The 13,821-nt window shown below is 71.2% G+C and carries 12 protein-coding genes; 3 read left to right on the forward strand and 9 right to left on the reverse strand.

The features are described 5' to 3' along the window. The first annotated feature begins 29 nt into the window (after positions 1-29). Entirely contained in the window at positions 30-1,643 is a 1,614-nt protein-coding gene (locus ACQSSQ_RS13860; RefSeq protein ID WP_431327660.1) for an SLC13 family permease, read from the forward strand. Positions 1,644-1,660: 17 nt separating this feature from the next. Here the strand turns inward: ACQSSQ_RS13860 and dacB are convergent, their stop codons facing one another. After that, the gene (dacB, locus tag ACQSSQ_RS13865; RefSeq protein WP_431327661.1) at positions 1,661-3,136 is read right to left on the reverse strand and encodes a D-alanyl-D-alanine carboxypeptidase/D-alanyl-D-alanine endopeptidase; all 1,476 of its coding nucleotides are present in this window, start codon (positions 3,134-3,136) and stop codon (positions 1,661-1,663) included. A 71-nt stretch (positions 3,137-3,207) separates the two neighbouring features. On the opposite strand from dacB, the gene ACQSSQ_RS13870 reads away from it, so the two are divergent. Beyond that, complete coding sequence (locus ACQSSQ_RS13870; protein WP_431327662.1) at positions 3,208-3,831, forward strand: hypothetical protein; 624 nt, start codon at positions 3,208-3,210, stop codon at positions 3,829-3,831. Here the strand turns inward: ACQSSQ_RS13870 and ACQSSQ_RS13875 are convergent. After that, positions 3,828-5,504, reverse strand: coding sequence for a bifunctional metallophosphatase/5'-nucleotidase (locus tag ACQSSQ_RS13875; RefSeq protein WP_431327663.1), 1,677 nt, complete (start codon positions 5,502-5,504; stop codon positions 3,828-3,830). The genes ACQSSQ_RS13870 and ACQSSQ_RS13875 overlap by 4 nt on opposite strands. A 155-nt stretch (positions 5,505-5,659) precedes the next feature. Between ACQSSQ_RS13875 and ACQSSQ_RS13880 the strand changes: the two genes are divergently transcribed. Beyond that, entirely contained in the window at positions 5,660-6,154 is a 495-nt protein-coding gene (locus ACQSSQ_RS13880) for an inorganic diphosphatase (protein ID WP_431328005.1), read from the forward strand. Positions 6,155-6,231: 77 nt separating this feature from the next. Here ACQSSQ_RS13880 and ACQSSQ_RS13885 read toward each other — a convergent pair whose 3' ends face one another. The 7 genes from ACQSSQ_RS13885 to ngcE form a co-directional block, all read right to left on the reverse strand. Continuing rightward, complete coding sequence (locus tag ACQSSQ_RS13885; protein ID WP_431327664.1) at positions 6,232-7,542, reverse strand: C40 family peptidase; 1,311 nt, start codon at positions 7,540-7,542, stop codon at positions 6,232-6,234. 59 nt (positions 7,543-7,601) lie between these two features. Further along, positions 7,602-9,230: a phosphoglucomutase (alpha-D-glucose-1,6-bisphosphate-dependent) gene (gene pgm / locus ACQSSQ_RS13890; RefSeq protein ID WP_431327665.1), complete on the reverse strand. Its 1,629-nt coding sequence runs from the start codon at positions 9,228-9,230 to the stop codon at positions 7,602-7,604. A 178-nt stretch (positions 9,231-9,408) separates the two neighbouring features. Further along, on the reverse strand, positions 9,409-10,206 hold the full coding sequence (locus ACQSSQ_RS13895) for a hypothetical protein (protein WP_431327666.1): 798 nt from the start codon (positions 10,204-10,206) through the stop codon (positions 9,409-9,411). Positions 10,207-10,218: 12 nt separating this feature from the next. Continuing rightward, positions 10,219-10,401, reverse strand: a complete 183-nt coding sequence (locus tag ACQSSQ_RS13900; protein ID WP_431327667.1) for a hypothetical protein — start codon at positions 10,399-10,401, stop codon at positions 10,219-10,221. Between the two features lie 74 nt (positions 10,402-10,475). Continuing rightward, positions 10,476-11,393 carry a carbohydrate ABC transporter permease gene (locus tag ACQSSQ_RS13905; protein ID WP_431327668.1) on the reverse strand — a complete coding sequence of 306 codons (918 nt, stop codon included), beginning with the start codon at positions 11,391-11,393 and terminating at the stop codon, positions 10,476-10,478. Continuing rightward, positions 11,390-12,382, reverse strand: coding sequence for a carbohydrate ABC transporter permease (locus tag ACQSSQ_RS13910; RefSeq protein WP_431327669.1), 993 nt, complete (start codon positions 12,380-12,382; stop codon positions 11,390-11,392). Before ACQSSQ_RS13910 ends, ACQSSQ_RS13905 begins: the two co-directional genes overlap by 4 nt. Next, positions 12,379-13,797: an N-acetylglucosamine/diacetylchitobiose ABC transporter substrate-binding protein gene (gene ngcE / locus ACQSSQ_RS13915; protein WP_431327670.1), complete on the reverse strand. Its 1,419-nt coding sequence runs from the start codon at positions 13,795-13,797 to the stop codon at positions 12,379-12,381. The genes ACQSSQ_RS13910 and ngcE overlap by 4 nt, the downstream gene beginning before the upstream one ends. Positions 13,798-13,821 lie beyond the last annotated feature (24 nt).

Consider the following 13,821-nt stretch of genomic DNA (forward strand, 5'->3'; position numbering starts at 1 on the left):
CGCGTCGACGGCGACCCCAGGGAGGGACCATGAGCACGGTCGAGCGCGATCCCCGCCGCACCCCGACCGACGTCGACAAGGCGTTCCTCGGGAGCGCGACGTACCGAAGTCTCGGAGAGCAGCGGCTCTCGCCCCGCGAGGAGCGTTTCGAGAAGGCGAGACGCACGTCGGGCCTCGTCCTGGCGCCGCTGGCGACGGTCGTGATGCTGCTGATCCCGTTCGACCTGCCCGCCGCGCAGCACAAGCTCGCCGCCGTCCTCCTGGGCGTCGTGATCCTGTGGATCACCGAGGCGGTCCCGATCCCGGTCGGCGGCTTCCTCGGCATCGCGGCGATCGTCCTGCTCGACGTCGTCCCGGCCGACGACGCGCTGGCACCGTTCGGGTCGTCGACCGTCTTCACGTTCATCGGCGCGTTCATCCTCGCCCAGGCGATGCTCAAGCACGGGCTGGCCAAGCGGTTCGCGATGTTCGTGCTCAACCTGCCGGGCGTCGGGCGCTCGACGGTCCGGGTGATCATCGCGTTCGGCCTGATCACCTGCCTGCTCTCGGCGTTCGTGTCCAACACCGCGACGGTCGCCATGCTGCTGCCCACCGCGATCGGCATCCTCTCGGTGATCGCCAAGCTCATGCAGTCGCAGGGTGTCGTCGAGCAGGACTTCGACCCGCTCCGGCTGCGGGTGGGTGTGGCGCTGATGCTCATGCTGGCGTACGGCGCCAGCGTCGGCGGTCTCCTCACCCCCGTCGGCTCTCCCCCGAACCTCATCGGCCGCGGCCTGATCGAGGAGGCGACGGGCGAGACGATCCCGTTCCTCGACTGGATGCTCCTGGCGATCCCGGTCTGCGCGCTGATGTTCGTCGCCCTCGCGGTGGTCCTCCTGCTGCTGAACAAGCCCGAGATCAAGCGGCTCGAGGGCGTCGAGCAGTGGGTCGACGCCGAGAAGCGGGAGCTCGGCCGGTTCTCGCGCGCGGAGAAGAACACGTTGCTCGCCTTCACGATCACCGTCGCGCTCTGGATCCTCCCCGGCATCGTGGCGCTGGTCGCGGGCGCGGAGTCGAGCGCGTACGAGACCGTGTCGGCGCGCCTCGACGAGGGCGTCGTCGCGGTGCTCGGTGCATCGCTGCTGTTCCTGCTGCCCACCGACTGGGAGAAGCGCGAGTTCACGCTGCGGTGGAGCGACGCCACGAAGATCGACTGGGGCACGATCGTGCTCTTCGGCACCGGCATCATCTTCGGCTCGCTGCTCGCCGACACCGGCCTCGCGGAGACGATCGGCAACGGCGCGTACGACTGGCTGGGCCTCACCAGCACGTTCCTGCTGACCGCGTTCGCCGTCGTGCTCGCGATCCTGGTGTCGGAGACGACGAGCAACACCGCGTCGGCGGCGGTCGTGGTGCCGATCATCATCCCGATCGCGCAGGCCGCCGACGTGAACCCGTTCGTGCCGGCGCTCGCGGCGACGTTCGCGGCGTCGTTCGGCTTCATGCTGCCGGTGTCGACGCCGCAGAACGCGATCGTCTACGGCTCCGGCGTCGTGCCGATCACCCGGATGATCCGCTCGGGGTTCTCCTTCGACGTGCTCGGCGCGATCCTCATCATCACGATCCTGCCGGTGATGGTCTCGCTCCTCGACCTCGGCGGCTAGCGCGGCCGTCCGCGGCGTCAGCCGCCGCAGGCGCAGGCCGACAGCCTCGCCGTGATCCGGTCCAGCGTCGCGCGCGCGTCCAGCGTCTTCGGGACCGGCACACGGTCGGTCATCACGACGAACCCGACCGGGGTCCCGTCGCGGGTGACCGTGGTGCCGGCGAGGCTGTGCACCCCGGTGAGCGTGCCGGTCTTGGCGCGCACCGCGCCGAGCGCGGGCTCGGTCCCCGGCGCGGTGAAGCGGGCGGACAGGGAGCCGTTGAACCCGGCGACGGGATAGCGGTCGAAGAGCGCGGACGCCGTCGTGACGACCGAGAGCATCGACGCGAGCGTGACGCGGTTGGCGCGCGCGAGCCCGCTCCCGTCGTACACGGTGTTGCCCTCCCACGGCACTCCCAGGCCGGTCAGGATCTCCTGCACCGCCGCCGTACCGCCCTCGAAGGTGGCGGGCTTGCCCTCCGCGATCGCGACGTGGCGCAGGAGCACCTCCGCACCCTGGTTGTCGCTGTGCTCGATCACCGACTGGACGATCTGGGCGACCGTCCCGCTGCTCACCGCGGCGACCTGCTCTGCCTCGACCGGCTGCGCGGCCTCCGCGACACCCGTCACGGTGATGCCGCGGGCCTTGAGCTGCCGGGCGAACAGCTGGGCGGCCTGGCGGTCCGGGGTCGCGCTGCGCCGCCAGCCGTCGACGCCCTGGTCGACCCACAGCGCGCTCACCGGCGTGGTGACGAACGACGTGATGTAGGTCGGCTCCCACGCCGGGTTGACCGCCGGTCCGGTGAAGAGCGAGGAGTCGTAGCCGAGCGACACCTCGGTGACGCCGTCGGCCCGCAGCGCGGTGGCCGTCTGCTTGGCGAGCTGGGCGAGCGAGGCCTGGCGCGGGTACGCCGCACGCGCCGCCGCGTCCGACGTGGCCGTCAGGTACGGGTCGCCCCCACCGACGAGCACGATGCGTGCCGGCTCCGCGGCCGGTGTGCCGGGCTCGGGCGGGGCGTCGGTGCCGGGCTCGGCGGTGCCGTCGGCCCCGGTGCCGGTCGTGTCGCGCACGACTGTGGTCCGGAACCGGCGCTCCGAGCCGATCGACGTCATCGCGGCGAGCGAGGTGAAGAGCTTGAGCGTCGACGCGGGCGCGAACGAGCCGGTGCCGGAGGACCAGACCTGCTCGCCGCTCGCCAGGTCCGAGACGGCGAACCCGACGTGGGACCCGAGCGCCTTGCGGCCGAGCAGCGGTCCGATCGCGCGCTGGACCGCGGCGGCATCGAGGCCGGCGTCCTCGGCAGCCGGGAGGACAGGCTGCAGCACGGGCGAGTCCGGGGTGTCGGGGATCGCGGCCGGGTCGGCCTCGCGCGGCTCGCAGGTCCCGTTCTCGCAGACCCACTGGTCGAGGTAGCCGAGCGCGTACGCCGCGACACCGCCGCCGGCGATCACGAGGACGACCGCGAGCAGCACGTACGGCCAGGCACGGCCGGCCTCGGAGGCGCGCGATCGCATGCGGGCGAGCCTATCCGGGCGTTGTGCGGAATCCGCCACGAAGGGCGGCCGTGCCGTGCGACCATCGCGCGGTGAACCGCCTGACCCGCAGGACGACGCTGATCCTCCTCGCCGCTGCCGGAGTCCTCGGCACGGCGGCCGTCGGCGGATGGATGTACGCCTCCGCCCAGGCCGTCGGCGACGTGCAGGTCACCGCCGGCGCCGACGTCACGTGCGCCGACCCCGCCTCGCTGAAGGGTCGCGCGGTCCCATCCAACGTCCCGGTGTGGCCGAAGCTCGTGGTCGACTCGCGCCTCGACTGCCGGATCCCGGTCGTCGTCTCGAACGCCTCGGGCGTGACCGTCACGGTGACCGAGATGCAGTGGCCGCACCTGGCCGGCCCGCCGAGCAGCGGCGTCGGGGTGAAGGCGGTCCCGGGCGACCCGGCCCAGACGGCGCAGGGAGTTCCCGCGGACGGGTTCGAGACCGACGCGCTGCTCACCTTCCGGGACGGGCTGCGGGTCGAGAGCGGCGAGTCCGTGGTGGTGTGGACGCGGCTCCTCGCCACCGGCGACTGCGTCCCCGGCGACCTCGAAGCCCAGTTCGTGAAGGTCCCCGAGGTCACGATCGAGGCGCTCGGACGTCCCCACCACCGGGCGACCGAGGAGGGCCTCCTGTCCTGGCGGGGACCGCGCGGCGAGACCTGCGGGATCTAGCTCCCGCGCTCACCGGGCGTCGCGAACGTGACCGGGACGCCGTCGTGGACCAGGCGCCAGTGCGGCGGGACCGCGGCGTACGAGCGCCCCGCAGCGATGTAGCGCTCCACGAGCGTCCGCAGCGGTTCCGCGACCTCGTGCACCACCGGCGCCGCGCTGATGCCCGGGTACGACGCGGCGCCCGAGGCGCGGTAGCGGCTGACCACCACGTGCAGCGGCTGGTCGTCGGCCAGGGGACGACCGTCGTACGCGAGCCTGACGATCCGCTGCCCGACCGGTCGCGCGAGGTCGATCTCGTAGGTGAGCGGGGCGTCGACGCCGTACGCCACGTCGTAGTCGAAGTCCGCCGTCCCGAGCGGGGTGCGCGGGGTGGGCGCGTTGGTGAGCGCGTCGGGGTCGTACGGCCCGGGTCCGGTGGTCCTGTGGAAGAAGGCGGCTGCGTGCTCCAGGTGCTCCCGCAACCCGCGCCCGTCCGTCGCGACGACCACGACGCCGCTGTCGAACGGACAGAGGGCGGCGACGTCGCGGCGGCGTACGGGTCCGGCCGGGATCGGCGCGCACCGGCTCACCGGCGAGACGACGCTCACCAGCGGGACGCGCCCGTCCACCCGTGCTCGCGCGCCCGCCGCCTGGGCCCGCGCGACCATCGCGAGCACGTCGGTCGGCCGGTAGCGGGCCTGCGCGGGATCGATCACCACCCGGGTCTGCCCGACCACCTCAGCGCCCCGCGCCCGGACGAGCGCGTGCTGCGCGGCCACGAGCGCGACGACCTCGGGGTCCTCGGGCGCGGTGGCGGTGTCGACGAGGCGCGACCGCGACGCGGCGACGGTCCACCGGCCTCGGTCGAGGGCGAGGTCGAGCTCGACGCGCGCGACCCGCATCCCCCAGCAGAGCGGCTCGGTCAGCAGGACGCGACGCCCGTCCGGTCCGCGCTCGACGCGCTTGGCGACCTCGACGTGGGCGTGGCCCGCCACGACCACGTCGATGCCGGGCACGATGCGTGCCAGGGCGACGGCGGCGTTCTCGCGGGTCGGCGGCTCGACGATCCCGGAGTGGACGACCACGACCACCACCTCGGCCCCCGCCGCCCGGAGCTCCTTCACGAGCGGTTCGGCGGCGGGCACGACGTCGTCGAAGCGGAGGTGGTCGGCGACGTCGCGGTTCCACGCGGTCACCGTGGGAGTCGTCAGCCCGACGATCCCGACCCGGACGGAGGCGCCCTCGGCGACGGGGACGTCGCGGAGGACCGAGCCTGCGAACGCCCGCTGCCCTGTGGTGGCGTCGCGCACGTTCCCCGCGAGCAGCGGCGCGTCGAGCTGCTCGCGGAACCGCTCCAGCGCCCGGAGCCCGTAGTCGAGCTCGTGGTTGCCGAGCGCCACCGCGTCGTACCCGAGGTGGTTCATCACCGCCGCCATCGGGTGGAGCGGAGCGTCGGCGTCACCGAGCCGGCGGGAGAAGTGGTGCGCGAGCGCGCTTCCCTCGAGCAGGTCGCCGGCGTCGAGCAGCAGGGCGTACGGCGCTTCGGCGCGGATGTCACGGACGACGGAGGCGACGCGGGCGAGGCCGATCCGGTTGCCGTAGGCGTCCTCGTACGGGGCGTCGGTCCCGTAGTCGACGTCGCGGATCTGCCCGTGCAGGTCCGTCGTCGCGACGAGGGTCAGCCGGGCACTCACAGCAGGCGTACGCTGTTGCGTACGTCACAGTGCCTCACCCCGTGTCCTGCCTCTTTGCCCATGTGCGAGAGACTAGACAGGTCTTTGGCGTCGGCGCGGACCGACCCGGACCCCTCGCAACGAACCGGTCGCTGAGAACCAATGGAGGAACAGTGCTGGAATTCGACGTCACGGTCGAGATCCCCAAGGGCGTACGCAACAAGTACGAGGTCGATCACAAGACCGGCCGCATCCGTCTGGACCGCACCCTGTTCACCTCCACCCAGTACCCCGCCGACTACGGGTTCATCGAGGACACCCTCGGCCAGGACGGCGACCCGCTCGACGCGCTGGTGCTGCTCTCGGAGCCGACGTTCCCGGGCTGCCTGATCCGCTGCCGCGCGATCGGCATGTTCCGCATGACCGACGAGGCCGGCGGCGACGACAAGGTCCTCTGCGTGCCGATCGACGACCCGCGCCAGGAGCACCTGCAGGACATCCGCCACGTTCCCGAGTTCGACCGGCTCGAGATCCAGCACTTCTTCGAGGTCTACAAGGACCTGGAGCCCGGCAAGTCCGTCGAGGGCGCCGAGTGGGTCGGCCGCCGCGAGGCCGAGGACGAGGTCGAGGCGTCGTTCAAGCGCGTCGCCGACCAGGGCGAGCACCACTGAGCCACCCGCGCTGACGTCGTACGACGGCCGCTGGTCCCGAGGGATCGGCGGCCGTCGTCGTGTCGGCGGGTACGGCCTCAGCGCACGCGGGCCGCGAGGTCCGGCGCGGTCCAGGAGTAGACCGACACGACCTGCACGTTCTTGCCGGGGCGCGGGGCCTCGACCATCCAGCCGTCGCCGAGGTACAGCGCGACGTGGTAGATCGAGCTCGGTCCGCCCCGGCTCCAGAACAGCAGGTCACCGCGCTTGGCGTCGGACAACGAGATCGGCGTCGACACCGCGTACTGGGCTCCGCTGAAGTGCGGCAGGCTCTTGCCCGCGGCCTGCCACGCCCGCATCGTGAGGCCCGAGCAGTCCCAGACGTCGGGGCCGGCACCCGCCCACACGTACGGCTCGCCGACCTGCGCGAGCGCGAAGCGGATCGCGGCCTCGACGCCCTTCGGCCGCTTCGGCGGCGTCGGGTCGGGCTGCGGCGCGGGATCGGGGTCGGGCGCCGGATCGGGCATCGGCGCGGGTGCCGGGGCCGGCGCGGGCGCGGCTGCCGGCGGGTCGTCCTCCGCCGGCGGGAGCGAGGGGGCGTCCTCGCGCGGACGGTTGGCCTGCTCCTGGGCCTCCTCCGCCAGCTTCTCCAGCGCCTTCTGCCGCTTGCGGGCGAGGGTCACGGAGATGCCTTCGGCGTGGGCGAGCTCGCGGATGAGCTGGTCGCGGTCACGCGCGAGCGAGGCCCGGGCGGCGGCGGCCGACGCCACGGCCTTCTCGGTCTCCTGCTTCGCCGCCTTGGCCGCCGCCGCCGCGTCCGTCTGCTTCTCGACGGCAGCGTCGGCGCGACGCTTCAGCGTGACGGCGACCGCCTGCTTGGACTGATAGGTGGCGAGCGCGGCACGGCTGGCGTCGCCGACCGCGTCGTACGCCGCGATCTGGCCGAGGAGCGAGGTCGGGCCGCCGTCGGAGAAGAAGCTGCGGAGCCGGTTGTACGGCGCGCGGGCGGCGACGCCGCCGACGGCGAGCCGCTCGACCACCAGGCGCTGCGCCTCCGCGGCCTGCTCCGCCGCCACGGCGGCGCCCTTCGCCGTCCTCGCGGCCTGCTCGGCCTGGGTGAGCGCGTACTGGGCGCCGTTGTACTTCTCCGCAGCCTCGGCCGCCTGCGCCGAGAGGGTCTCGACCCGCTCGGTCGCGGCAGCGATGCGGGCCCGGATCGCCGCCACCTGGTCGGCCTTGGTGACGACCGCCTGCTGGGCCTGCTTCACGTCCTCCGCGCTCGGGACGTCGTCGGCGTGGACGGCGGAGACACCGGTGAACGTGAGCGCGCCGGCAGCGAGCAACGGCGCCGTACGCCTCCAGCGCCACGACGCTGCACTGCCCGCCTGGCGGGGTCCCCCGAGCCTCACGTCATCCTCCTCCCCGCATCCTCCCAGGTCAGCGAGGCCGACCTGGCAGTTTTCGCACTCTACGTCAGAGCCTCGCCCACCACAGCCCGAGCCGCATCTTGCACCTCGGCAAGATGCTCGGGCCCCCGGAACGACTCCGCGTAGATCTTGTAGACGTCCTCGGTGCCGGACGGCCGGGCCGCGAACCACGCGTGCTCGGTCTCGACCTTGATCCCGCCGATCGCGGCGTCGTTGCCCGGCGCGTGGGAAAGGACGCGGGTGATCGGGTCGCCCGCGAGGTCCGTCGCGGTGATCGCGCCCGGCTCCAGCGCGCCGAGCCTCTTCTTCTCCTCCCGGGTCGCCGGCGAGTCGACGCGCGCGTAGGCCGGGTCGCCGTGGCGCGCGGTCAGGCCGGCGTAGTGCTGGCTGGCGCTCCGGCCGGTGACCGCCTGGATCTCCGACGCGAGCAGCGCGAGGACGATGCCGTCCTTGTCCGTGGTCCAGACCGAGCCGTCCTTGCGGAGGAACGAGGCGCCGGCGCTCTCCTCGCCGCCGAACACCGCCGAACCGGACAGCAGCGGGTCGACGAACCACTTGAAGCCGACCGGGACCTCGTACAGCGCGCGTCCCGCGTCCGCCACGACCCGGTCGATCATGCTCGACGACACGACGGTCTTGCCGACACCCGCCCCCGCGTCCCAGTCGCGGTGCTCGGCGAGGTAGCCGATGGCGACGGCGAGGAAGTGGTTCGGGTTCATCAGGCCGCCGTCCGGGGTGACGATCCCGTGCCGGTCGGCGTCCGCGTCGTTGCCGGTCGCGACGTCGAAGCGCTCGCGCTGCTCGACCAGCGACGCCATCGCGTACGGCGAGGAGCAGTCCATGCGGATCTTGCCGTCGTGGTCGAGGGTCATGAACGCCCACTGCGGGTCGACGGCGGAGTTCACGACGGTGAGGTCGAGGCCGTACTCCTCGCCGATCCGTCCCCAGTACGCGACGGAGGCACCGCCGAGCGGGTCCGCACCGATCCTCACCCCGGCGCGCGTGATCGCCTCGAGGTCCACGATCGACCCGAGGTCGTTCACGTAGTGGGTGAGGAAGTCGTAGCTCTGGACCCGGTCGCGCGTCTCGTCGGTCGTCGCGCGCTTCACACCGCGCAGCCCGTCGCGGATGAGAGCGTTGGCGCGGTCCTGGATCCACCCCGTGATGTCGGAGCCGGCCGGACCACCGTGGGGCGGGTTGTACTTGAACCCGCCGTCGCGCGGCGGGTTGTGCGACGGCGTGACCACGATGCCGTCGACCTGGCCGTGCGCACCGAGCGCGTTGAGACGCAGGATCGCGTGCGAGACGGCCGGCGTCGGCGTGAAGCCGTCCTCGGTGTCGACGAGCGTGACGACGTCGTTGCCGATCAGCACCTCGAGGGCGGAGTGCCACGCGGGCAGCGACAGCGCGTGGGTGTCGCGCCCCATGAGGATCGGGCCGTCGATCCCGGCCTGCGCGCGGTGCTCGACGATCGCCTGCGTGATCGCCAGGATGTGGGCCTCGTTGAACGCGCCGTCCAGGCTCGACCCGCGGTGCCCGCTGGTGCCGAACGCCACCTGCTGCGCCGGGTCGTCGGGGTCGGGCGTGCGGTCGTAGTACGCCGCGGCGAGCGCGTCGAGGTCGACCAGGTCCTGCGGCTGCGCCGGAGTCCCGGCCCGTGGATCCACCATGTCGCCCAGCCTACGGGCGTACGACCTCGGCGTCCGTCGCGCGCAGCGGCCCCGTGGGCAGCAGGCGCGCCTCCTGCCCGCAGGGGGCCGCACGAACCGCACTCAGCGACGTTCCGACATGCTCAGCGACGCAGACCGTCGTCGCTGAGATGTCCGTACCGACGCTGAGTGCGGCGGACTACGGGCATACGACCTCGGCGTCCGTCGCGCGCAGCGGCCCCGTGGGCAGCAGGCGCGCCTCCTCCGTCCAGGCGACCACCCAGCCTCCGTCGCGGACGTGACCGACGACCCGCAGGACGTCGTCGAGGCGGGGCGGCGCATCGGAGGCGACCCGCACCGACCACCGGTACGCGTCGTCGCCCACCGCCGCCGTGACGACGATCTGGCTCTCCCGCTCCGCGCGCGTGTAGTCGACGAGCACCGCGTCCCGGCCCTCCCGACGGCGGAGCAACGACGGCAGCGCGAGCGGCGAGAAGCCGAGCACGAGCCGCACCACGGCGTAGGCGGTGCCGAGGACGAAGGCGAAGAAGAGCACCGCCTTGGGTATGCGGAGCATCCAGTCGACGACGAGCTGCCAGAGTGCCTCGTCCGCTCGCGACGCCTCCTCGACGAGAACCGCGCGCTCGCCTCCCGGGAGGAGGGCGACCTCGACCGTCTCCCCGAGGTCGGGAAAGACCTCGTCAGCAGGGAACTCCGGGTGGAAGAGGGACACGACCTTCCCGTCGGCGAGGCGCACGTGCTCGTCGTCGGCGAACGAGATGACGACGCCGAACCCGTCTGAACCGTCGTCAGCCCCGAGATAGGTCGCCTTCACGTCAGGACCGTGGGCCGCTGCGCGCTCGGCCTGTGCCTGCATCCACACGCTGTGGTGCACCGCGACGGCGCTCCAGGTGACCGCGATCAGGGCCATCACGGCCGCGACGACCACGCCTGCGACGACACGGAACCGCAGCGGGCCCGGGAGGGACTCGTTCACTTCACCTGCTCCTCAGCGACCTGTCGCCGCCAGCGGGCCGGCCGGCGCCCGCGCCGGCTGCCAGAGCATGCCGTACGCCGCCAGGGCCAGGACTCCGCCGACCGCGACCAGGCACAGCGCGGCGCTGACGTAGGCGGCGGTGACCCGGCGGCGTACCCGTGCGGGCAGAAGGCGGTCGGGGGCGAGCGTGTTCACGCGGGGGCTCCTCGGGGTCGGGCTGCCGCATCGTACGGGCCCGTGAGCCGCGTTGTCCCCGAAACCGCGCGCTTCTACTTCCCGGCGCTCTGCGACACCGACCCTTGCAGCTGGCGCTGGAAGATGATGTAGACGACGAGCACCGGCACGATCGTGATCACGACCGCCGCGAACAGCCGGCCGTAGTCGGTGTTGTAGCCGGCCCGCGACGCGAACGCCGCCATCCCCTGCGACAGCACGTAGTTGTCGCGCTTGGTGTTGAGGGCGACGGGCAGCAGGAACTGGTTCCAGAGGCCGAGGAAGTTGAAGATCGCCACCGACGCGATCCCAGGCCGCGCCATCGGCAGCATCACCTGGAAGAACTTCCGCCACTCGCCCGCACCGTCGATCTCCGCCGCCTCCGAGATCTCCTGCGGGAGCACCCGGAAGAACGGGTAGAGGAAGAAGACGGTGAACGGCAGCGCGAACGCCACGTACGTGATGATCAGGCCCGGGAGCGTGTTGAGGATCCCGAACCCCTTCAGCACGAAGAACAGCGGGACGATCGCCAGGAAGATCGGGAACGTCAGGCCGATCAGCATCAGGTAGTAGATCAGCCGGTTGCCCGGGAACGAGAAGCGCGCGAGGACGTAGGCGCACATCGACCCCAGCAGCATGACCAGCACCAGCGCTGTCCCGACGACCACGATGGTGTTGACGAAGTAGCGGCCGATGCCCTCCGACGTCCACGCCGACACGTAGTTGTCGAAGCTCCACTGCGCGGGGAGCGAGAACGGCGAGGAGAAGATCTCGCTGCTGGTCTTGAACGACGACAGCAGCGTCCACAGCAGCGGGATGATGACGAGCGCGGCCCAGATCCCGAGGATGACGTGCGCGACCGACGACACCCCTCGGTCGCCCGACCGCCCTCCCACGCGTTTGGGCGTCGTCCCGCCGGACGGCGGGGTGGTCTCCTTCGCGACCCTCTGCGACGTGTCGGTGTCGGCGCTCATCGGCGCACCCCTTCCTGCCGGCCGCCCAGCAGGCGGTTGACGGTGAAGACGATCGCGGCGAAGACGAGCGTCGCGATCGCCATGACGACACCCATCGCGCTGGCGAGTCCGAACTGGCCCTTCTCGAACGCGGTGACGAGCAGGCGCTGCGGCATCACCAGGGTCGAGTTCTCAGGGCCGCCGCCCGGGTTGAGGGCGGCCATGTAGACGAACGCGTCGAGCGCGAGGATGCCCAGGTAGATGTACGCCGTCTGGACGTTGTCGCGGATCAGCGGCAGCGTCACGGAGAACGCGGTACGGAGCCGGCCCGCGCCGTCGATCCGCGCCGCGTCGTACAGCTCGCCGGGCACGCTCTTGATCGCCGCCACGAACAGCACCATGTAGAAGCCGACGAAGCCCCAGATGATGACGAACATCGACACCGGCATCGCCGTGCGGGTGTCACCGAGCCACGGGAACGACTCGAACCCGTCGAGCCCGATCCCGGTGAGCACGCCGTTGATCAGCCCGTTCGACGGGTCGAACATCTGCGCCCAGATGAGGCCGATGACGATCGCCGGGATCGTGTACGGGAAGAACGAGATCACGCGGTAGAAGCTCGACCCCTTCAGGCCCCGCGTCGCCCCGTACGAGGAGCCGCCGACCGTGATCATCGTGGCCAGCGCGAAGGCCAGCACGACGGTCACGAACGGCACGACGATCGCCAGGTAGATGTTGTTGCGCAACGACGTCATGAAGATGTTGTCGTCGAGCAGCTTCTGGTAGTTCTCCAGCCCGACGAAGTTCATGTCGGGGGTGAACCCCGACCAGTCGGTGAGCGAGTACCAGAACGCCTGGATGAACGGCCACACCACGAACACCAAGAAGAGCGCCAACGGCAGGACCAGGAACACCAGCACGAAGCTGATGCGGTCGAACGTCCAGGGCCGCCGCGACTTCTTGCGCGGCTTCTCGGTGTCCGTGGTGGGGACGAGAGGGGACTCAATCACGTGACGGGGATCTTCTTGATCGAGTCGTCTTCACGGACCTTGTCGGTGATCTCCTGCAGGCGCTCAGTCAGCTCCTTCACGCTCGACTTGCCGGCGAGGAAGCTGTTCCAGACGACGAGCTGGTCGACGTTGGTGCCGTAGAGATCCACGAACGACCAGGTGAAGACGTCCGAGCCGGCGGCGGTGAGCATGTCGCTCTGGGACACCAGTGCCGTCGAGCCGAAGCCGTCGGCGGGGACGGTGTCCTTGACGATGGTCGGAGCCAGCTTGGTCTTCGCGAAGTTGGTCGCCGCCTCCTTCGAGAGCATCGTCCGCAGCAGCTCCTTGCCGCCGGGCACGTTCTTGCCCTGCGACGGGATCATGAACGGCTCGCCGGCCGCGCTGTGGAGCGCCTCGTACGGCATCGCCGAGCTGTCGTCGACGATCATCTCCGGGAAGCCGGTCATCTGGAAGTCCGGCTTCGTCTGGTCCTTCATCTCGTTCTCGATCCAGGACCCCGACGGGTAGAGCAGCGCGTCCTGGTTGTTGCTCCACTGCGCCTGGGCCGCGGTGAACTGCGTGCCCGAGCCGCCGGGCTTGACGTAGCCCTCGGCGACGATCTTGCCCATGGCCTCGAACACGGCCTGGACCGCAGGCTTCGACCAGCAGTCGGCCTCGAGGTTCTCGAGCGCGAGCCGGACCTCGTCACCGCCCTGCTTGATCGCCGAGCCGATCGCGAGGGTCTGGTAGTACGTCGCGGCTTCCTTGCCCCAGAGGAAGAGGTACTTGCCCTTGGCCTTCGCCTTGGCACCGAGGTCGATCGCCTCGTCCCAGGTCTTCGGCGGGGTCCACCCGTTCTGCTCGAACAGGCTCGCCGAGTACCAGACCGCGTACACCGTCATCACGTAGTTCAGCGCGGCGAGCTTGCCGTCGAAGGTGCCCGGCGCCTCGACGCCACCGAAGAGGGTGTCGCGGATCTTGGTCCCCTCGAGGTTGTTGGCGTCGAGGACGTCGGAGAGGTCCTCCACCTGGTCGAGGATCGTGCTGAAGCCGATCGAGTTCTCGCCCGAGTTGTCGATCAGGTCGGGCGGGTCGCCCGCGACGAACCGCGGCTGGAGCTCCTGGGAGATCTCCGTCGTCGGAGAGACCTTGACCGTCGAACCAGGGTGGTTCTTCTGCATCAGGGTCGCCGCGAACGCGACGTAGTCGGTGCCGTAGCCGCCGTCGAAGATCACGGCGTCCGTGGTCGACTTGTCGGCCATGCCGAACGGGTTGTCCTCGCTCTTGGTCCCGCCGGAGCTGTTGTTGTCGTCGTCGTTGTCGCTGCTGCTCCCGGCGCAGGCCGCCAGCGCACTGCTGAACGGGACGACCGCTGCAGCAGCGAGCGCTCCGCGCAGCAACGTCCGCCGGTCGACCATCTTCTTCTCGATACTCATCAGGGTGCCTTCCGTGTGGAGGTG

Origin of the sequence: Mumia spirodelae (assembly GCF_050632745.1) — a bacterium.
GTDB lineage: Bacteria > Actinomycetota > Actinomycetes > Propionibacteriales > Nocardioidaceae > Mumia.

Coding starts and splice junctions, on each gene's coding strand:
- ACQSSQ_RS13905 (WP_431327668.1), bottom strand. CDS start 11,393: ATGAGCGCCGACACCGACACGTCGCAGAGGGTCGCGAAGGAGACCACC.
- dacB (WP_431327661.1), bottom strand. CDS start 3,136: ATGCGATCGCGCGCCTCCGAGGCCGGCCGTGCCTGGCCGTACGTGCTG.
- pgm (WP_431327665.1), bottom strand. CDS start 9,230: ATGGTGGATCCACGGGCCGGGACTCCGGCGCAGCCGCAGGACCTGGTC.
- ngcE (WP_431327670.1), bottom strand. CDS start 13,797: ATGAGTATCGAGAAGAAGATGGTCGACCGGCGGACGTTGCTGCGCGGA.
- ACQSSQ_RS13860 (WP_431327660.1), top strand. CDS start 30: ATGAGCACGGTCGAGCGCGATCCCCGCCGCACCCCGACCGACGTCGAC.